Annotated in this window: 19 protein-coding genes; 11 read left to right on the top strand and 8 right to left on the bottom strand. The window is 72.8% G+C overall.

Annotated elements, in window-relative coordinates; all coding sequences use genetic code 11:
• Positions 1-187 precede the first annotated feature (187 nt).
• The 3 genes from NYZ98_RS04615 (at position 188) to NYZ98_RS04605 (ending at position 2,229) form a co-directional block, all read left to right on the top strand.
• Positions 188-556 (top strand): GntR family transcriptional regulator, encoded by a 369-nt coding sequence (locus NYZ98_RS04615; RefSeq protein ID WP_262841204.1) that lies wholly within the window; start codon positions 188-190, stop codon positions 554-556.
• A gap of 96 nt (positions 557-652) precedes the next feature.
• On the top strand, positions 653-1,519 hold the full coding sequence (locus tag NYZ98_RS04610) for an ABC transporter ATP-binding protein (RefSeq protein ID WP_316249530.1): 867 nt from the start codon (positions 653-655) through the stop codon (positions 1,517-1,519).
• Positions 1,516-2,229 carry a hypothetical protein gene (locus tag NYZ98_RS04605; protein ID WP_262841203.1) on the top strand — a complete coding sequence of 238 codons (714 nt, stop codon included), beginning with the start codon at positions 1,516-1,518 and terminating at the stop codon, positions 2,227-2,229. Before NYZ98_RS04610 ends, NYZ98_RS04605 begins: the two co-directional genes overlap by 4 nt.
• Before the next feature lie 105 nt (positions 2,230-2,334).
• Here NYZ98_RS04605 and NYZ98_RS04600 read toward each other — a convergent pair whose 3' ends face one another.
• The 5 genes from NYZ98_RS04600 to NYZ98_RS04580 form a co-directional block, all read right to left on the bottom strand.
• On the bottom strand, positions 2,335-2,910 hold the full coding sequence (locus NYZ98_RS04600; protein WP_262841202.1) for an SgcJ/EcaC family oxidoreductase: 576 nt from the start codon (positions 2,908-2,910) through the stop codon (positions 2,335-2,337).
• A gap of 366 nt (positions 2,911-3,276) precedes the next feature.
• On the bottom strand, positions 3,277-4,572 hold the full coding sequence (locus NYZ98_RS04595) for a M20/M25/M40 family metallo-hydrolase (RefSeq protein WP_262841201.1): 1,296 nt from the start codon (positions 4,570-4,572) through the stop codon (positions 3,277-3,279).
• Positions 4,569-6,434, bottom strand: a complete 1,866-nt coding sequence (locus NYZ98_RS04590) for a prolyl oligopeptidase family serine peptidase (protein ID WP_262841200.1) — start codon at positions 6,432-6,434, stop codon at positions 4,569-4,571. The genes NYZ98_RS04595 and NYZ98_RS04590 overlap by 4 nt, the downstream gene beginning before the upstream one ends.
• Positions 6,431-7,471, bottom strand: a complete 1,041-nt coding sequence (locus NYZ98_RS04585; protein ID WP_262841199.1) for a C39 family peptidase — start codon at positions 7,469-7,471, stop codon at positions 6,431-6,433. Before NYZ98_RS04585 ends, NYZ98_RS04590 begins: the two co-directional genes overlap by 4 nt.
• Before the next feature lie 223 nt (positions 7,472-7,694).
• Positions 7,695-8,804, bottom strand: coding sequence for a DUF5925 domain-containing protein (locus NYZ98_RS04580; RefSeq protein WP_262841198.1), 1,110 nt, complete (start codon positions 8,802-8,804; stop codon positions 7,695-7,697).
• 235 nt (positions 8,805-9,039) lie between these two features.
• Between NYZ98_RS04580 and NYZ98_RS04575 the strand changes: the two genes are divergently transcribed.
• From NYZ98_RS04575 to meaB, 4 genes are all read left to right on the top strand, one after another.
• Positions 9,040-9,816 (top strand): peptidoglycan recognition protein family protein, encoded by a 777-nt coding sequence (locus tag NYZ98_RS04575; protein WP_262841197.1) that lies wholly within the window; start codon positions 9,040-9,042, stop codon positions 9,814-9,816.
• Positions 9,817-9,954: 138 nt separating this feature from the next.
• Positions 9,955-11,772, top strand: coding sequence for a methylmalonyl-CoA mutase subunit beta (locus NYZ98_RS04570; RefSeq protein WP_262841196.1), 1,818 nt, complete (start codon positions 9,955-9,957; stop codon positions 11,770-11,772).
• Positions 11,769-13,955, top strand: coding sequence for a methylmalonyl-CoA mutase (gene scpA / locus NYZ98_RS04565; RefSeq protein WP_262841195.1), 2,187 nt, complete (start codon positions 11,769-11,771; stop codon positions 13,953-13,955). Before NYZ98_RS04570 ends, scpA begins: the two co-directional genes overlap by 4 nt.
• On the top strand, positions 13,942-14,925 hold the full coding sequence (meaB, locus tag NYZ98_RS04560; protein WP_262841194.1) for a methylmalonyl Co-A mutase-associated GTPase MeaB: 984 nt from the start codon (positions 13,942-13,944) through the stop codon (positions 14,923-14,925). Before scpA ends, meaB begins: the two co-directional genes overlap by 14 nt.
• A 106-nt stretch (positions 14,926-15,031) precedes the next feature.
• Here the strand turns inward: meaB and NYZ98_RS04555 are convergent, their stop codons facing one another.
• Genes NYZ98_RS04555 through NYZ98_RS04545 form a run of 3 tightly spaced genes read right to left on the bottom strand, consistent with a single transcriptional unit; the run spans position 15,032 to position 16,789 of the window.
• On the bottom strand, positions 15,032-15,526 hold the full coding sequence (locus NYZ98_RS04555) for a WXG100-like domain-containing protein (RefSeq protein ID WP_262841193.1): 495 nt from the start codon (positions 15,524-15,526) through the stop codon (positions 15,032-15,034).
• Entirely contained in the window at positions 15,526-15,963 is a 438-nt protein-coding gene (locus NYZ98_RS04550; protein ID WP_262841192.1) for a hypothetical protein, read from the bottom strand. Before NYZ98_RS04550 ends, NYZ98_RS04555 begins: the two co-directional genes overlap by 1 nt.
• Positions 15,964-15,979: 16 nt before the next feature.
• Positions 15,980-16,789, bottom strand: coding sequence for a hypothetical protein (locus NYZ98_RS04545; protein ID WP_262841191.1), 810 nt, complete (start codon positions 16,787-16,789; stop codon positions 15,980-15,982).
• A gap of 288 nt (positions 16,790-17,077) precedes the next feature.
• Between NYZ98_RS04545 and NYZ98_RS04540 the strand changes: the two genes are divergently transcribed.
• The 4 genes from NYZ98_RS04540 (at position 17,078) to NYZ98_RS04525 (ending at position 19,256) form a co-directional block, all read left to right on the top strand.
• Positions 17,078-17,536: a hypothetical protein gene (locus tag NYZ98_RS04540; RefSeq protein WP_262841190.1), complete on the top strand. Its 459-nt coding sequence runs from the start codon at positions 17,078-17,080 to the stop codon at positions 17,534-17,536.
• Positions 17,537-17,629: 93 nt separating this feature from the next.
• Entirely contained in the window at positions 17,630-18,010 is a 381-nt protein-coding gene (locus NYZ98_RS04535) for a hypothetical protein (RefSeq protein ID WP_262841189.1), read from the top strand.
• A 435-nt stretch (positions 18,011-18,445) separates the two neighbouring features.
• Positions 18,446-18,865 carry a hypothetical protein gene (locus NYZ98_RS04530; protein WP_262841188.1) on the top strand — a complete coding sequence of 140 codons (420 nt, stop codon included), beginning with the start codon at positions 18,446-18,448 and terminating at the stop codon, positions 18,863-18,865.
• Positions 18,866-18,893: 28 nt separating this feature from the next.
• Entirely contained in the window at positions 18,894-19,256 is a 363-nt protein-coding gene (locus NYZ98_RS04525; RefSeq protein WP_262841187.1) for a DUF2203 domain-containing protein, read from the top strand.
• Positions 19,257-19,313: the final 57 nt, after the last annotated feature.

Below are 19,313 nucleotides of genomic sequence, written 5' to 3'. Positions count from 1 at the left end.
CCCGCGGGGGGGGGCGGGGGGGGGCCCCCCCCCCCCCCCCGCCCCCCCGCCCCCCCCCCCCCCCCCCCCCGACCGGCCCACCCGGCCGGGGACGAGCAGCGCATGCCGCTCGTCCCCGGCCTTTTCGCGTTTGACGGCGGGCGCGGCTGGGTTTTATGGTTCATTACTGAAGTAATGAACCAGCTAAGTGGGTGTCGTGTTCGATGACCGGAGTCCGATCTATCGGCAGATCGCCGACCGGATCAAGGCTGACGTGCTGAGCGAGGCGTTGCGCGGTGACGAGCAGGTCATGTCGACCAACCAGTACGCCGCCTATTACCGGATCAACCCGGCGACGGCGGCCAAGGCGTTCCAGCAGCTCGTCGAAGAAGGCGTTCTGTACAAGAAGCGAGGTATCGGCATGTTCGTCAGCCCGGATGCCCGGGACGCCCTCAGGGCCAAGCACCGGGAGAGCTTCTTCGCCGACGTGGTGGACCCGATGGTCGCCGAGGCCAAGGCGATCGGGATCCCGATCGGTGAGGTGATCGGGCGCATCACCGAGCTGGAGGGGCGATGAAGAGACGCGGGGCGGTGACCGGGCGATGAAGGGGATACGAGGCAGCGGCATGGGCGATGGCGGAGAGGGCGCGGGGGTCGTGCGGGTGGAGGCGTTATGAGGGTGGATGTCGAGGATCTGGTGGTCACGTACGGGGAGGTGACGGCGCTCGACCGGCTCTCGTTCAGCCTGGAGGGCGGCAAGATCTACGGACTGCTCGGCCGCAACGGGTCCGGCAAGACGACCCTGCTGTCGGTGCTGGCCGCCTTCCGCAAGGAGTCGTCCGGCACCGTGCGGATCGACGGGGAGCCGGTATTCGAGAACGAGGGCCTGACCTCCCGCGTCAGCCTGATCCGCGACGCGGGCGAGACGACCGACCTCGGCACCGCCGAGGACGCCCTGTACTTCGCCGAATGGCTGCGCCCGCACTGGGACGCCGACTACGCGCGCTCCCTGATGGACCTGTTCGGCCTCACGCGGAAGATGAGCGTCAAGGGCATGTCCAAGGGCATGCGGTCGGCGCTCGGCGTCGTGATCGGGCTGGCCGGCCGGGCGCCGCTGACCATGTTCGACGAGTCGTACCTGGGGATGGACCCGCCGGCCCGGTACGCCTTCTACGACGCCCTGCTGGCCGACTACATGGAGCACCCCCGCACGATCATCCTGTCGACCCACCTCATCGAGGAGGTCAGCTCGCTGTTCGAGGAGGTCGTGATCATCGGGCGCGGCCGGCTGGTCGTCCACGAGGAGACCCAGACGCTGCTCTCGCGCGGCACCGCCGTGACCGGCCCGGCCGAGCGGGTGGACGCGTTCACCGACGGGCTGACCGTGCTCGGCGGCACCAGCCTCGGTTCCACCAAGTCGGCGATGGTCTACGGGGAGATCGACGAGGCCCGGCGCGGCCGGGCAGCCGAGGCCGGGCTCGAACTCGGGCCGATCGCCATGCAGGACCTGTTCATCCACCTGACCGGAGACGCCCGATGAGATTTCCCAGTCGTCTGCTGGCCGCCAACATGGCGTTCGCGCTGCTGCTGTGGGCCGCCCTCGTCGTGCTGGTCGCCGTGGTCGGGGCGGTCATCGCGATCAACGGCTCGCTGACCGAGAGCGCGTGGGAGAAGGCCGCCCAGGTACCCCGGTGGTACGCGCTGTTCGTCGGGGTGGCCCTGGTCAGGGAGTACCTGCCGATGTACATCGCGCACGGGCAGACCCGCCGCCAGTTCGGCGCGCAGGGGGCCGTCACGGTCGCCCTGTTCGCGCCGTTCCTGGCCCTGCTGCTCGTGCTCGGCTACCTGCTCGAAACGGGGATCTACGCCCTGGCGGGGCTGGAGCAGGCGCTCGGCCAGGTCCACCTGTTCACCGATCCGGGGCAGCTTCCCGTCGTCTTCACCGAATACCTGGTCGAGTTCCTCGCCTGGATCGTCGCGGGCGCCTTCATGGGGGCCGGTTTCTACCGGTGGCGGGAGGGCGGGGTGTTCACGATCCCGGTCGGCGTCGGCCTGGTGCTGCTCGCGGAGAGCACGGTCGGCCCCGGCCTGCGGCTGCCGTTCCTGCTCGGCCGGCTCGGCAGGCTCGGCCTGGACCTGCCGAAGTCGCCCGCGGTGGCGCTCGCCATTGGCCTGGCCGTCCTCCTGGCCGGGCTCGCACTGACCTGGTCGATCATCCGGGACGTCCCGCTGCGCAACCGGTGGTCATGACCGCCGGGAACGCCCGCTGACCGTCAAGAACATCCGGTCGCGAAGGCTAGGGGCGCCCCGGTCCGGCCGGGACGCCCCTGGAAGGGCTCGGGCGCGCCGTCCGGGTCAGGACGACATGGACGGCCGCCCGGAGCCCGGCCGCACGAGGGTGTTCTGGAACGAGGTGATCGTCCACTGGCCGGCGTCCTTGACCGCGACGCTGGTGTTGATCGAGAGGGTGTCGGGCCGGCAGACCTTCTCCGCGCCGTACAGCACGCACCCCTTGCGGACGATGACGGCCATCGTCGGTGCGATGAAACGCACCGTCTCCTCGAGTTTGAGAAGGCGCGTCTTCTTGAGCTGCTTGTTGAAGTACTCCTGAAGCTTGGTCGCTATGGTGCGGCGGCTGTGAAGGTGCTCGCCGGTGATGTTCACCAGGTCGGCCTCGGGCGAGTAGATGGCCGCGTAGGCGACGCCGTCGCCGCGCGCCCAGGCGCTTTCCTGTTGCAGGCGGATCTTCTCGAAGGCCGCGAGATCGGAGTCGTGCTGATGGGACGCCGGGATCGCCGGCCGGTTGTCGGCGGCCATGGTCGTGACCGGTGCGCTGTAGGCCGCAGGGATCGCGGCGCCGGTCAGCGCCATGCCGAATCCACTGATAAGAGCCAGGTGGACGGCCGTCCGCCCGTTTCGATGAATGCCCATCGTGTGCTCCCGTCGATATTGACCTCACGGTGGGCATGGGCGTACGCCCCGCCGGCCGGAAGGTCGTCACGTGCCTGATGGATGCCGGGCGTTCGCGCCGGCAGGGCACGGAAAATGGGTCACCGGAGCCGCATGGCCCGCCAGGCCCCCGAGGTTCAGCGGTCGAGGATCGATCGACGGGCGATTCCAGTGCTTAAATCATGCTAAATAGTGCTAAAGCGTGCTGAATACGGTTTCACAAGTGAAGGCATGCGGCGCATGCCCGCTTCATCCCCCTTTGCAGGATCCCCTCTACCAATGTCCCCCCGGCACAGGAATCCCACACGTCGTCCCGGCGTGGGCGCGCCCACGCCGGGACCGGGCGCGTCAGGCCAGGGGGGAGGTCAGCAGGCGGTCCAGGACGCGGACGCCGAACTCCAGGCCGGCGACCGGCACCCGCTCGTCCACCCCGTGGAACATGCCGAAGTAGTCCAGTCCGGGGTCCAGCATCAGCGGCGCGAAGCCGTACCCCCTGATGCCGATCGTGGCGAACGACTTGGCGTCGGTGCCGCCCGTCATGACGTACGGGACCGGCCGCCCGTCCGGGTCCTCGGCGACCAGCGCCGCGCACAGCTCGCCGAACAGGCCGCCGGTGGGCGAGGCCACGCCGTCGCCGAAGCTGACGAACTCCCGGGTGATCTTCGGGCCGAGCAGCTTGTCGACGGTCTCCAGGAACTCGTCGCGGAACCCCGGCAGGAACCTGCCGTCCACGTGCGCCTGGGCGGTGCCGGGGATGACGTTCACCTTGTAGCCCGCGTCGAGCATGGTGGGGTTCGCCGAGTTGCGGATGACGCCCTTGAACAGCGTGCCCGCCCGGCCGAGCCGCTCGGCCTCCTCGTCGAGCCGGTCGAGGTCGACCCGGGTGCCGAGGGCGGTGCCGAGGCCCTCGATGAGCGAGGCCACGGCGGGGGTGAGCCGCACGGGCCAGCGGTGGTCGGCCAGGCGGGCCAGCGCCCGGCTCAGCTCGGCCACCGGGTTGTCCACCGGCGGCTTGGAGCCGTGGCCGGGCACGCCGTGCGCGGTGACCCGCATCCAGGCGGTGCCGCGCTCGCCCACGGCGACCGGGTATACGCGCAGGTCACCGGCGCCGCGCGGGACGGTCACGCTGAAGCCGCCCGACTCGCTGATCGCCTCGGTGCAGCCCTCGAACAGGTCGCGGTGCCGGGTGACGGCGTACTTGGCGCCGTACTCGCCGGTGGCCTCCTCGTCGGCGAGGAAGGCGAGGACGATGTCGCGCTTGGGACGCCGCCCGGTGCGGGCCCAGTCGCGGACCAGGGCCAGCGTCATGGCCAGCGAGCCCTTCATGTCCACCGCGCCGCGCCCGTGGACGCACCCGTCGGCGATCTCACCCGAAAAAGGGTGCAGCCGCCATTCCGCCGGGTCGGCGGGGACGACGTCGAGGTGGCCGTGGATCAGCAGGGCGTCGGGGCTGTCGCCGGGGATGCGGGCCACCACGTTGGTGCGGCGGGGCGCGGACTCGAACAGCGTGGGCTTGACGCCCACGTCGGCGAGCAGCCCCGCGACGTACTCGGCCGCCAGGCGCTCTCCCGAGCCGTCCGGCGTGCCGTCGTTGGTCGTGTCGATCTTGAGCAGGTCCGAGCAAATGCGTGCGACCTCGGTCACATTGGTCCTTTCAGCGTCAGCGGCGGCACTTCGGGAGTGGGGAAGCCGAAGATGAGCCCGTAGAAGGCGAGCTCGGCCTCGAGTGCCGCGACGATCGTTTCCTCTCTTCTCCAGCCATGCTGTTCCCCGGGAAAGGTGAGGTAGGCCCACCGGCCGCCGTGCTCGTCGAGCGCGGCGACGAATCGTTCGGCCTGGCCAGGGTCGACGATGGCGTCCTCAAGGCCGTGCATGAGCAGGGCGGGGCCGGACGCCTGGGCGGCGTGCAGGGTGGGGGAGCGGTCGAGATAGCGCCGGCGCGTCTCGGGAAGCGGCCCGATGAGGCCGTCCAGGTAGCGGGACTCGAAGTCGTGGGTCTCGACGGCCCACCCCTCCGGGTCGGTGATCGCGTAATGGGCGACCGCGCCGCGGAAGACGTCGCTGTGCACGAGCGCGGCGACCGAGGTCCAGCCGCCCGCGCTGCCGCCCCGGATGGCGATCCGCCCGGGGTCGGCGAGCCCGGCCGAGGCCAGGCCCCTGGCGACGGTCTCGCTGTCCTTGACGTCGACGACGCCCCAGTTGTGGCGGAGCCGCTCGCGGTACTCCCGGCCGTAGCCGGTGGAGCCGCCGTAGTTGACCTCGGCGACGCCGATGCCCCTGCTGGTGAAGTAGGCGATCTCCAGGTCGAAGGCCATCGGGCTGGAGCCGGTCGGCCCGCCGTGCACGAAGATCACGTACGGGGCGGGGGCGCCGTCGCCGGCCGGCCGGTACACGTGCGCGTGCACGCCGTCGAACTCGGTCGCCTCCGGGATCGGCAGCAGCGCCGGGTCGGGCAGGTCCTTGGCCGGGGACAGCACCTGGTGGGCGCCGGTGGCCAGGTCGAAGCGCACGACCTCGTAGGGCCGCCGCGGCGACCCGCCGACGGCGGCGACGGCCGACCCGCCGGGCGAGACGGACACGGTCGGCCCCCAGGCGGTGTACGGGCCGTCGAAGTCGGTGATCACGCCGGTCGCCGGGTCCAGGACGCCCAGCCGCTTGCCGTCGGCGGTGCCGTGCGCGGTCACGACGCGGTCGCCCGCGAGCGCGAACCACTGGTAGCCGAGCTTCCAGGCCGCGTCGCCGAACTCCTCGGGCCGGGGGGTGAGGTTGCGCGACGGCGTCCCGTCGAGCGGGACCAGGTGGATGTTCCACCAGCCGCTCGGGTCGGTCACGGCGTACAGGGCGCCGTCCTCGCGCCACTCGGCCTGCGCCACCGCCTCCTCGGGCCCGCCCGCCACCACGCGGTAGGGCCCGGCGGTGCCGTCCGCCAGCAGCGGGGCCACGCAGAGCGAGGTCCCGTCCCAGGGCATCGCGGGATGGTCGTACCCGATCCACGCCACCTGGCCGCCGCCGGGGGACACCCTCGGGTTCATGATGAAGTGCTGTGCCCGGACGACCACGCGGAGCGGCCCGCCGCCGAGCGGCACCGCGACCAGGTCGCGCAGGACGCCGGTCTCGCGCACGCACCAGACCTCGTCACCGTGGATCACCAGGTCGGCGTAGCGGGACGGCCCTGGCGGGGTGAGCGCCTCCGGCTCGCCTCCCGGCGCGCAGCGGTACAGGCGCTGGTCGGCCCAGTTGGTGAACACCAGCCCGCCGCCCGGGAGCGGGCGCCAGGGGCGCCCGCCGTACTCGATCACCCGGTTGCGCGCGTTCCACCCGGGCGGCAGGACGTCCCGCACGGCGCCGTCGGGCCCGCGCCGCACGACGCAGCGGCGCCCGCCCTCGGCCGGGCGCGGCTCGTCCCACCACACCTCCTCACCCTCGGGGGCGGAGACGATCTCGACCCAGGACGGGCGGTCGTCCACACGTGCGACGTCGACGGCAGTGACAGGAGACTCGATCACCAGTTGCCCTCTGAAGGTGGGAGTGGGATGCCGGGCGGGTGGATGACATGGACGATTCCCCCGCTGCTGGTCGTGCGTAACCAGACGTTCTCGAACGCTGCCCTCGGGTAGGTTCTCTTGACCGTCTCGTCGGACGGCGCCGCCGGGTCGTTGGCGATCACGTCGCCCGACGCGGTGAAGCCGGTCACGACCATGAGGTGGCCGCTCGTGGAGTACCCCGAGCCCGGCAGCTCGTGCTCCTTGAACGACTGCGAGGTGATCACCGGGATCCCGGCGCGGATGAAGCGTTCCACTTCGGTGAGCGAGCGCAGGCGGGTGACGAAGCCGCTCAGCCCGTACCTGCCGGCGTAGGCGACGCCGAACGGCCAGTTGCCGGTGCCCTGGTAGCTGTGGTCGTACATGTCGCGGGCGGCGTGGTCCACGGCGGGGCAGGGGTCGCCGGCGTCCACGAAGGCCAGGTCCTCGGGCACCGGGCCACGGCCCCAATACTGCAGGACCATGGTCATCGAGGCGGGGCTGCACCAGGAGGCGCCGCCGCCGCCCCACTCGGGGTGGTGGCCGGTGTGGGTCATCTGCGACCTCGGCGGCACCTCAAGGTCGACCTCGGGTCCCGCCCCTGGCGGGCTGGCGGGCGCGCTGGCGCGGGTGGGCACCGCCGAGGCCATGACCGCGACCGAGCGCACGGCCGCGTCCTCGCCGTGCAGGGTGATCCGCAGCGTGTACGCCGTGACCGGGCGGGCGGCCACGAAGGTGTCGACCACGACGTCCCCGTCCCCGTCGCCCTGGCCGGGCAGCGAGGTGCGGTGGATGTCGCCGCCGCCCTCGGCCCAGCGGCCCATGTCGTACCACTTGGTCAGGGCGCCCCCGGTGGTGCGGGCCCGCAGCTCGATCCGCAGCCAGGCGCCCTTGGGGGCGTCGCCGGTCCAGGAGGGGACCAGTTCGGTGGCGGCGAAGCCGATCTCGCGCTCGCCGGAGGTCCAGCGGGTGTAGGGCCAGGTGGTGGTCTCGCCGCCGAACGGGTCCAGATATCCCGTCACGCCGCTCTCCGTGGGGACCACGGAGGTCCACCGGTGCAGGACCACTCGGCTGGGTTCGGCGGGCGACGGGTTGACCACCATGCCGATTGTGGTTTGGGGTTCTTCGAGGCGCATCGGATGGTTTACGTATCCGGGAACGCCACCCTCCCTGGTCACCGGCCAGGGAGGGCGGGGTGCATCGACCCAGGTCACGACGGGTCCGGCCCGGACGACCCGGGGGTCGTCAGAGGTAGAGGCCGGTGGCTTCGGCGGGCGCGGCGGGAAGGGCGGGGGACCGCCCCGAGCGCAGCGCGTACAGCTCGGCCAGCGACGCCCCCGAGGGGCCGACGCCCTCGGAGGTGCCGAGCCAGGCGGCGGACTCCTCGGCCGACAGGCGGCCCGCCTCAACCTGCGCCAGGCACCGGCCCGGCCGTACGACCGCCGGGTGCAGGCGGGCGAGGTCCTCGTTGGTGGTCACGGCCACCAGGACGTCCCTGCCCTGGCCGAGCAGCCCGTCGGTCAGGTTGAGCAGGCGCGACAGCCCCTGGCCCGTGGCCTCCTTGGCCTCGGCGCGGATGAGCTCGTCGCAGTCCTCGAGGACCAGCAGCCGCCAGCGGTGCTTCTCGTCGTCGCTCTCGAACCCGACGGCGACCTCCATCAGGTAGCCGGGGTCGGCGAACAGCCGCTCGGGGTCGAGCACGCAGTCCACCTGGCACCACCCGGCCCACTCGCGGGCCAGGGCGCGCAGGGCCGTGGTCTTGCCGGTCCCCGGGGGCCCGTGCAGGAGGATCAGCCGGCCGTTCACGTCGGCCGGGGTCACCGTCATCAGGCCGCCCAGCGACACGCCCGCGCCGCGGGTGTAGTTCCCCTGGATGGCGGCCCACCCGGGCGCGGTGATCTTGCGCTGCGTGCGGCGGGGGCCGTGGGCGCCGGACCACCAGAAGCCCATGTCGACGTGGTCGGCGTCGCCGGCGGGCGGCTCGATGGCGTCCCGCGTGGACTCCTCCAGCACCGAGCGGGCCAGTTCGTCGCTGACGGCCGTCACCGTCAGCACGGCCGAGCGGTTGCGGAACCGCACCACCCTGAGGGTCCAGCCGTCGCCGCAGGCCAGACGCGACTCGTAGCCGTCGTCCTCCCTGGCGGCGCGGGTCAGGCGTGCGCGGGCGGGCATCAGGGGGGCGTCGGGGCGCACCCGCTCAAGGTTGGTGGTGCGCGCCCAGGGCTGGTTCCCGGTGGCGAACGGGGACAGCGCGAGGGCGTCGATGACATCGATCGGCGAGTCGCCGTCGTCGAGCCACACCTTCATGGGCAGGGCTTCGGCGGCGGGGAAACGAACCTCCTCCACAACGGACATATATTCATGATTCAGTCCGGTGGTGTGTCGAGTCCACGGATTTTCCCTGTGTGAACCGTTAAATCAAAGCGGCGTGTCCCAACGGACATAGCAAAACCACCCATCTGGTCATCTGTCCTGGTTAGTGTTAGCCGCGCGGGATCGGTCCACTGCGAACCGCAAAGGTTTGGTTTGTCGGCACTGAGTGTGGACAGTGGGCAACAGTCCGGAACGTCGTACCCCCCTGGAGAAGTACGTGGCCATCGATCTCGTGTCGCGCAAAGACTGGGGCGCCCGCGCTCCGCGTGGCTCCTACACGACGCTGACCTCGACGAAGGGCGTCAAGGTCCACTACACCGGTGGCCGGGTCGAGCCGGCGATCGTCGACGACCACGCCAAGTGCGTCGCCGTGGTGAAGTCCATCCAGAGCTTCCACATGGACGGGAACGGCTGGCTGGACATCGGCTACAGCATGGTCGCCTGCCCGCACCGCAAGGTCTTCGTCGGCCGGGGTCCGGGACACCTCCCCGCCGCCAACGGGCCCGGCCTGAACTCCGGGCACTACGCCGTCCTCGGCCTGGTGGGCAACTCCGGCCTGGTCCAGCCGCCGGACGGGATGCTGTACGGCATCCTGGACGCCATCGCCTACCTGCGCGACACCGGCGGCGCCGGCACCGAGATCAAGGGCCACCGCGACGGCTACTCCACCGACTGCCCCGGCGCCGCGCTGTACGCGTGGGTGCAGAAGGGGGCCCCGAGCCCCGGCGGCGAGCCGCCGACCGGCCCCGGCCCCGAGTCGCACCCGGTGTTCTCCGGCAGGCTGCTGAAGTACCCGCCGGTCCTGCGCGGCGACGACGTGCGCACCTGGCAGGCCCAGATGGAGAAGCGCGGCTTCACCCTCGACGTGGACGGCGCCTACGGGCCGGGGTCGCGTGAGGTCTGCCGGACCTTCCAGCGGGAGCAGGGCCTCGGCGTCGACGGCATTGTGGGCAAACTCACCTGGGACGCCGCCTGGGAGGCCCCGCTCGCCTGAGCGGCCCGCCGCCCGAGTCGTCCCGCCTGGTCACCGCGCGGGACGCCCGGGCAGGCCGCCCCTCGCGGTGCGGCGCCACGCCGTCCACGGGGATCCCCCAAGTGTCCTTCCGGGGCGCGAGCGCCTACGATCCGTGACATGACGGTGCAGCCCGAGGACTTCCATCCGGCCGCCGGCTTCCCGCCGGGCACGCGGGACGACTGGCGCCGGCTCGCCGCCGCCGTGCTCGAGAAGTCCGGCGCCGGCGCCGGCCCCCCCGAAGAGGTCCTCGCCCACGAGACCTACGACGGCGTCACGCTCTCCCCGCTGTACGACGCGAGCGACCTGCCCGCCGACCCCGGGGTGCCGGGCGTGGCCCCCTTCGTCCGCGGCACTCGCGCGGCCGGCGGCGTGGTGTCCGGCTGGGACGTCCGCCAGCGGCACGCCCACCCCGACCCCGCGGTCACCCGCGAGGCCGTACTGGCCGACCTGGAGAACGGCGTCACCTCGATCTGGCTGGTCCTCGGGGACGGCGCCCTGGACCCCGCCGCGCTACCCGGCACCCTGGAAGGGGTGTACCTCGACCTGGCCCCCGTCGTCCTCGACGCCGGCGCCGGCACGGCCGAGGCCGCCGAGGCCTTCCTGCGGCTCCTCGGCGAGCGCGGCGTCGTCCCCGCCGGGGGCAACCTGGGCGCCGACCCCATCGGCCTCCGGGCCAGGACCGGGGTCCACGTCCCGCTGACGGGCGCCGTGGAGCTGGCCCGGCGCGCCCGCGAGATCCCCCCGCTGCGGGCGATCACCGTCGACGCCACCCCGTACCACGACGCGGGCGGCTCCGACGCCGAGGAGCTCGGCTGCTCCCTGGCCACCGGCGTCGCCTACCTGCGCGCCCTCACCGGCGGCGGCCTGACCGTGGAGGAGGCGTTCGGGCAGATCGAGTTCCGGTACGCCGCCACGGCCGACCAGTTCCTCACGATCGCGAAATTCCGGGCCGCGCGGCTGCTCTGGGCGCGCGTCGCCGAGGCCTGCGGCGTCCCCGCCCACGGCGGGCAGGCCCAGCACGCGGTCACCTCCTCGGCCATGATGACCGGCCGCGACCCGTGGGTGAACATGCTCCGCACCACCCTCGCCTGCTTCGGCGCCGGGATCGGCGGCGCCGGCGCGGTCACCGTCCAGCCGTTCGACGCCCGCCTCGGCCTGCCCGACGCCTTCGCCCGGCGCATCGCCCGCAACACCCACGCGCTGCTGGTCGAGGAGGCCAATGTGGCCAGGGTCGTCGACCCCGCCGGCGGCTCCTGGTACGCCGAGCGGCTCACCGCCGACCTGGCCGGCAAGGCCTGGGAGTGGTTCCAGGAGATCGAGCGGGCCGGCGGCGCCGAGGCGGCCCTCGACCGGCTGATCCCCGGCCGCCTCGCCGCCACGTGGGCCCGCCGGTCGGACGGCATCGCGCGCCGCCGTGACCCGATCACCGGCGTCAGCGAGTTCCCCGACCTCGGCGAGCGGCGCCCGGTACGGAACCCGGCGCCCGAGCCCGCCGGAGGCGGCCTGCCCCGGGTCCACTACGCCCAGGGGTTCGAGGACCTGCGCGACCGCGCCGACCGGGCCGCGACCCGCCCCGAGGTCTTCCTGGCGACCATCGGCCCGGTGGCCGCGCACACCGCGCGGGCGTCCTTCGCCGCCAACCTGTTCCAGGCGGGCGGCGTCGCCACCGTCACCAGCGGCCCGCTGACCGACCCCGCCGCGCTCGCCGAGGCGTTCCGCGGCTCCGGCACGGCGGTCGCCTGCCTGTGCTCCAGCGACAAACTGTACGGAGAGCACGCGGCGGCGGTCGCCGGCGAGCTGAGACGCGCGGGCGCGAGAAAGGTGTGGCTGGCGGGGAAGGGTGACTACGAGGGCGTGGACGCCACCATCCACGCCGGCTGCGACGCGCTGGACGTGCTCCGCACCACGTTCGACGACCTTGGAGTGACCCCATGATTCCCGACTTCTCAGGAATTCCCCTGAACCCGGGGACACCGGGCGGCGAGCCCGGCCCGGCCGCCTGGGAGCGGGCCGTGCGCGAGCAGGCCGGAGAGGACCCCGCCGCCCTGACCTGGGACACCCCCGAGGGCATCCCCGTCAAGCCGCTCTACACCGCCGGCGACCTCCAGGGGCTCGACTTCCTGTCGACCTACCCCGGCCTCGCGCCGTTCCTGCGCGGCCCGTACCCGACGATGTACGTCAACCAGCCGTGGACGATCCGGCAGTACGCGGGCTTCTCCACCGCCGAGCAGTCCAACGCCTTCTACCGGCGCAACCTCGCCGCCGGGCAGAAGGGCCTGTCGGTCGCCTTCGACCTGGCCACCCACCGCGGCTACGACTCCGACCACCCGCGCGTGGCCGGCGACGTCGGCATGGCGGGGGTGGCGATCGACTCGATCTACGACATGCGGCAGCTCTTCGACGGCATCCCGCTGGACCGCATGAGCGTATCGATGACCATGAACGGCGCGGTGCTGCCCGTGCTGGCGCTCTACATCGTGGCCGCCGAGGAGCAGGGGGTGGCCCCCGAGCAGCTCGCCGGGACCATCCAGAACGACATCCTCAAGGAGTTCATGGTCCGCAACACCTACATCTACCCGCCCGCGCCGTCGATGCGGATCATCTCCGACATCTTCGCGTACGCCTCGGAGCGGATGCCGAAGTTCAACTCCATCTCGATCTCCGGGTACCACATCCAGGAGGCCGGGGCCACGTGCGACCTGGAGCTGGCGTACACGCTGGCCGACGGCGTGGAGTACCTGCGTGCGGGGGTCGGCGCCGGGATGAGCGTCGACGCGTTCGCGCCGCGCCTGTCGTTCTTCTGGTGCATCGGCATGAACTTCTTCATGGAGGTGGCCAAGCTCCGCGCCGCCCGGCTGCTGTGGGCCAAGCTCGTCAAGGGCTTCGGCGCCGAGAACCCCAAGTCGCTGTCGCTGCGCACCCACTGCCAGACCTCCGGCTGGTCGCTCACCGCCCAGGACGTCTTCAACAACGTCGTCCGCACGTGCGTCGAGGCCATGGCGGCCACCCAGGGGCACACCCAGTCGCTGCACACCAACGCCCTGGACGAGGCGCTGGCCCTGCCCACCGACTTCTCCGCGCGCATCGCCCGCAACACCCAGCTCCTGCTCCAGCAGGAGTCCGGCACCTGCCGGGTGATCGACCCCTGGGGCGGCAGCTCCTACGTCGAACGGCTGACCTACGAGCTGGCGCGCGAGGCCTGGGGGCACATCCAGGAGGTCGAGCGGGCCGGCGGGATGGCCAAGGCCATCGACGCGGGACTGCCCAAGCTGCGCATCGAGGAGGCCGCGGCCCGCACCCAGGCCCGCATCGACTCCGGCAGGCAGCCGGTGATCGGCGTCAACAAGTACCGGGCCGGGTCCGACGAGGAGATCGACGTCCTCAAGGTCGACAACTCCGCCGTGCGCGCCCAGCAGATCGACAAGCTGCGCCGGCTGCGCGAGGAACGCGACGACCAGGCCTGCCGGGACTCGCTCGCCGCCCTCACCCGCGGCGCCGCCGGAGACGGCAACCTGCTGGCCCTCGCCGTCGACGCCGCACGCGCCAAGGCGACGGTCGGCGAGATCTCCGACGCCCTGGAGGAGGTCTTCGGGCGGCACGCCGGGCAGATCCGTACCATCTCCGGTGTGTACCGCGAGGAGGCGGGCGACGCCGCCGGCATCGAGAAGATCAGGGCCGCGTGCGCCGGCTTCGAGCGCGAGGAGGGCCGCCGCCCCCGGATCCTGGTCGCCAAGATCGGCCAGGACGGGCACGACCGTGGCCAGAAGGTGATCGCCACGGCCTTCGCCGACCTCGGGTTCGACGTGGACGTGGGCCCGCTGTTCCAGACCCCGGCCGAGGTCGCCCGGCAGGCCGTCGAGGCCGACGTCCACGTGGTCGGCGTCTCCTCGCTCGCCGCCGGCCACCTCTCCCTGGTCCCCGAGCTGCGCGACCGGCTCGCCGCGCTCGGCCGGGACGACATCATGATCGTCGTCGGCGGGGTGATCCCGCCGCACGACTTCGACGCGCTGCGGGAGGCCGGGGCCGCCGCCATCTTCCCGCCCGGCACGGTCATCTCCGAGGCGGCCCTGGACCTGCTGCGCGACCTCTCCGCCCGGCTGGGCCATGCCGCGGCTTGAGGACTACGTCCAGGGCGTGCGGGACGGCTCCGTCGGGTGGATCGCCCGGGCGATCACCCTGGTGGAGTCCTCACGGCCCGACCACCGCGACCTGGCCCAGCGGCTGCTCGTCGAGCTGACCCCCCTGTCCGGCAAGGCCAGGAGGGTCGGGGTCACCGGCGTCCCCGGGGTCGGCAAGTCGACCTTCATCGACGCGCTCGGCGTCACCCTCACCGGCCAGGGCCACCGCGTCGCCGTGCTCGCCGTCGACCCCTCCTCGACGCGCACCGGCGGCAGCATCCTCGGGGACAAGACCCGCATGGCCCGCCTGTCGGTCGACCCGGACGCCTACATCCGGCCCTCGCCCACCTCCGGCACCCTGGGCGGCGTCACCCGGGCCACCCGCGAGGCCATGGTGGTCGTCGAGGCGGCGGGCTTCGACACCGTCCTGGTCGAGACCGTGGGCGTCGGGCAGTCCGAGACCGCCGTCGCCGAGATGGTGGACACCTTCCTGCTCCTCACGCTCGCCCGCACCGGCGACCAGCTTCAGGGCATCAAGAAGGGCGTGCTGGAACTGGCCGACGTCATCGCGGTCAACAAGGCGGACGGCCCCCACGAGATCGAGGCGCGCAAGGCCGCCAGGGAACTGGCCGGGGCGCTGCGGCTGCTGCGGTCCGGCGGCGGGGCGTGGACCACTCCCGTGCTGACCTGCAGCGGGCAGGAGGGCACCGGCCTGTCCGAGCTGTGGCGGACCGTCGTCGCCCACCAGGACCAGATGGAGTCCTCCGGGGAGCTCGCGGACAAGCGCCGGCGCCAGCAGGTCGGCTGGACGTGGACGCTGGTACGCGACAGGCTGCTCGCCCGGCTCAAGGAGGACCCGGAGGTGGCGGCGATCACCGCCGAGATCGAACGCGACGTCCTGGACGGCACCCTCACCCCCTCCCTCGCCGCCGACCGCCTCCTCACCACCTTCACCACCCGCCACCCGTAACCGCCGGGGCCCGTCTGGCGCCGGCCGGGGCCGGGTTCCGGGGTCTGCCGGGCCGCTGGGGCCTGCTCGCGTGGGTGGCGGCCGGAGCGGGCGCGGCCCGCCGGAGTCAGGGGTTGGAGATCGCCTGGGTCGCCAGGGTGGTCAGCATGCCGATCAGCACACCGGTGCGCTTCTTGTACAGCGCTATGAGCGCGAGCGAGGCGCCGGCCGTCCCCGGGGCGGCGGTGACCGCCTGGAAGATCTGGACGGCGAGCTGCGAGAGCTGCACGATGATGTTGAGCTTGAGGGCCAGGACGATTCCGGCGCACACGATGAGACCCGTGCCGATGACCGTGGCCGCGGTGGCGCCGTCCCGCAGCGCCGGGGCCGGGCCCTCCCCGCCGGCCCACGTCCGGCCGAAGGCGTCGAAGGCCTCGCCCGAGTTGCCGTCCAGCACCCCCAGGGCGTGCCGCGCCGCCTCGCCCACCGGCTGCCCGATCCTGCCGGAGAACGCGATCCACGCCCGGCCCATGTCGAGCAGCCGGTCCTCGTCACTCTCGGGCCAGGCGAAGCCGAGCGCGTGCAGCAACCCGGCCAGCTCACCGGGCAGCCGCAGCGCCATCACCTCACCCGCCAGGCCGGAAGATCCCCCGCGGGCCAGGCCGGAAGGTCCCCGCTCGGCCGGGCCGGAAGGCCCCCGGCGGGCCAGGCCGACACGTCCCCGCCCGGCCGGGCCGGCAGGTCTCCGGCGAGCCGGGCGCCGGCCACGCCGGCCTCCTCCGCCTGGACGTACCGCACGGCCATGACCGTCGCGCTCTGCCCGCGGTTGCCCAGTTCCGCCACGTTGTCGTGGAAACACTCCATCGCGACCTCATGGACCGCCTCGTAGAAGCCCTTGATGAGGGACCCGACGTCGTCGGAACCCCAGGGCTCGCCGTGGGCGGCCAGCTCGGCGCGGAACGCGGCCAGCTCCCCGCGGAGCCGCCCGGCGGCCGACGCGATGCCCTCCCCGCCCCGATGAACCGCCCCCGCCTCGGCGCTCACCCACCCCTCGTCCACACGCCCCGCCCTTCCGTCACGCCGGTTCGATGCTGTTCATGAGGCCGGTCAGGGAGCGGGTGAGGCCCTCCATCTGGCGCAGGCTCAGCTCACGTACCTCTTCGGCCCGCTCGTCCAGGTCCGCCACCCGGTCACGAGCGCGAGCGCCGGCCCGGTCCAGGGCGCGGTTCACCACCGCCACCACCAGCTCGGCCAGGTCCGACGACGCCGTCCGCATGGCGGCCCGGCCCAGCTCCACCCACTCCACCCGCCCCCCGGCGACGGCGGCGCGCACGTCCCCTCTCCCGGCGGTGACCCGCTCATCGTCCGCGGCGGTGACCTGGTCGTCGTCCGCGGCGGTGGCCCGCTTGTCGTCTCCGGAGGCGGGCCGTCCGCCGTCCGGGGGTGGGGCGCCCGCCGCCCGCTCCACGTCGCGGACGGCCTCGGCCAGCAGGTGGGCCAGGCCGGACGGGTCCACGCCGCCGCTCACCCGCGCGCCGTCCCGCAGCAGCGCGACGGCGTCCTCGACGTCCTGAGTGATCGTGTCCATCCGGCGCAGGCCGAGGTCACGCACGTCGCGCATGCTCGCCGCGAGGGCGGCCAGGTCCACCAGGGGTTCCTGCGAGCCGACCGTCGGGCGGTACGCGCCCAGCGCCGCGGTGATCGCCGCGAGCAGGTGGCCGCCCAGCTCGTCCGCCGTCATCCGCATGACCCGGGGGTCCAGCTCAAGGGCGGACAGCCGGCCGTCCCTGGCGGTCGCCCGTACCCGCCCGCCGGCCGCCTCACCGGTGAACGGCCCGGCGGAGTCCTCGTCCGCACCCCTGGATGAGGCGCTCGGCGTGGGCAATACGGTCACCTCATCGGCGGCTGCGTGGTCGACCGGCTCGTCCGGCCGTGTCGCTGACGGACATCGTCCACCCGGACGGGGAAAGGAAGATCGACCGGCCGGTGTCGTCCCGGTGAAGTGATCAAGAATTCCGCCCGGGACCCGGCCCCGGGCATCGGCGGACCCCTAGGCTGCTCGCGGCCGGGGTGATCGGCGTGGGCACGGCCTCGGCCCAGGGACGGCCGGGGTGATCGGCGTGGGCACGGCCTCGGCCCGGGGTCGGCCGGGAGCGACGGATACGGTTGACGGTTGAGCGACAAAGGGCTGGGACGGGCCGCCGCGCGGCTCGGCATCTTCAAGGCGGCCACCGGCTTCCTGCGGAAGGCCGCCAGGACCGGTGGCGGCGACCGGCCGGCCGGGGCACCAGGGCCCGCCGCGAGGCTGTTCGGCGGGCGCGGGGGCCCGGCGGCCAACGCCACCGTGGACGACCTGCGCGGCCACCTGCTCCCGGACGTCAACGGGAGCCCCCTGAGCCGGGGGAAAGCGGAAAGGATCGGCAACCTGTCCGACAGGAAGCTGCTGAAAGCGGTGAACACCCCGATCGACGGGTGGCACATCACCGCGTACCGGGACAGCCGGGTCGTCGTCAACGGGAACCACCGCGCCTTCGAACTCCAGGCACGGGCACGCAAAGCCGAGGAGGACCAGGTGGAGGACGCCCTGATCAGGTGGGACACGCCCATCTACGTCGAGTGGCTCAATGGCTAGCACCGGCCACACGCGCCGGGCGCGTGAGGACGGCCGGATGGATACGACCGGGCGTGTGCCGTGCGCACGAGTGCGGTCAGGACGAGAGCGGGCATGATGATTCGCCGAGGCAGTCGAGACAGGGCCACACCCGGCGCCGGGGAGCCCTCGGCCATCCGGGCCGCCGGGCACCTGGTGCGGGTGGGGATCCTGGAGATCAGGACCATGGCGGTGACCCGCCAGGTGCTGGCGGTGGGGGAGGACGCCGACCCGGAGTCGCCCTACGAGACCGAGTTCTCCGCCAGGATCAACATGATCGCCGACGTCTGCCACGAGCTGACGGCCGCCCTGCTGGAGGAGGACCCGGCGATCAGGGAGGAGATCGCGTCCGCCGCCCTGGCCTACCGCTGGTCGGTCTCCATTCCCGAGGCCCGCCGCTGGATCACCTCACGCCTGGCCCAGCTCGACGGCGACCACACCCGTTTCCTCACCTGAACCCCACCCCCAGCCCCCGAAGGCCTGGCGGACCCACCCGTCCGGCCCCGGTGAAGTCACGGTCGGAAACCCGTGTTCGTCCAGAAGTGATGGGAAGAGAGAAGAAACCCCTCCCGCGTCCCGGTCGCCTCTCCCGCCTTGCCCGCGAGGTCGCCGGGCTCGCCGTACCCGCCTGACCATGGCTCCAACATCACGACTTATCGCCTGAGTACGGACGGCCACCCGAGGTAGAAGAAATCTCTCCCACCCCGACGTCTTCCAGTCACCGGATCGACGGATCGATGTCACCATGGCGACACACTCTGTTACGGGAGATGGCGCATGAACAGTGATCCGATGCTTTCGCAGGCCCCCGCCGGAACGCTCGGTGAGCATGGAGCGCCGCTTCCCGAGCGTCACGCGGGCCCTTCAGGGGCGCCGCCGCACGGCTGGGTGATGAGCCTGTGTCGTCTGGTGGGGGAGGAGCGGTTCTTCCGCGCGGTCTTCAGCCGCCCCCGCCAGCCCCACCCGCACCCCGTCGTCCCCGCACCGGAGAACCGCCAGGCCTGCCCCGCCCCCGACGACCGGGCGCCCACGTCCGGCTCCTACCCCGTCCCGGACGACCGGATGTTCCGGTCCGGCGCGCAGGTGGGCCCCGCCGTCCAGGCGGTCTGCGCGCACCTTCGCGGTGAGCCGGAGAAGGGCCGGTCCGGCCCCTGTGCCGGGAACGAGACCTGGGTGCTGGAGCTCGACTTCGACGAAGTGCTCCGTGACGCCCTCGCCGGTGGCGGGCCCGGGCCGCTCATCCTGCCGGCGCCCGCCGCCCACCCCGCCGTCCACGTGTGCGGCCTGGCCGGCGAGACCCCCGCGCGATGACGGCCGCCAGGACGGGTAACGTTCGGGCGTGAACAGGATCTTCACCGTGGACGAGGCGCGAAGCCTGATGCCTCTGGTCCGCGGATACGTGGACGAACTGGTCGGGCTCCGCGCCGACCTCGCCGAGCTCGCCCACGACCTCAGGAACGAGGGCCGCTCGCCGCTCGGCGGCATCCCCGAGGCGAAGGCGTTCGAGGCCCGGGTCGCCGAGATCCTCGGCTGGTTCGAGGAACAGGGCGTCGAGGTCAAGGGCATCGCGCCGGTGCTCGTCGACTTCCCCGCCGTACTGGACGGCAGGTCGGTCCGGCTGTGCTGGATCGAGGGCGAGACCGCGCTCGGCTGGTACCACCTGAGCGAACTCGGCTTCCCCGGCCGCCGCCGCCTCCCCTGACCCACCCACGGGGATGGCCCGGGTCGTGGAAGCCCTGCGGGATCATGCGGAGACGTG

Origin of the sequence: Sphaerisporangium corydalis, from assembly GCF_025506355.1 — a bacterium.
In the GTDB taxonomy this organism is placed as follows: Bacteria; Actinomycetota; Actinomycetes; order Streptosporangiales; family Streptosporangiaceae; genus Sphaerisporangium; species Sphaerisporangium corydalis.
The sequence above is the reverse complement of the archived record's forward strand: the minus strand, read 5'-3'. Positions and strand labels throughout refer to the sequence as shown.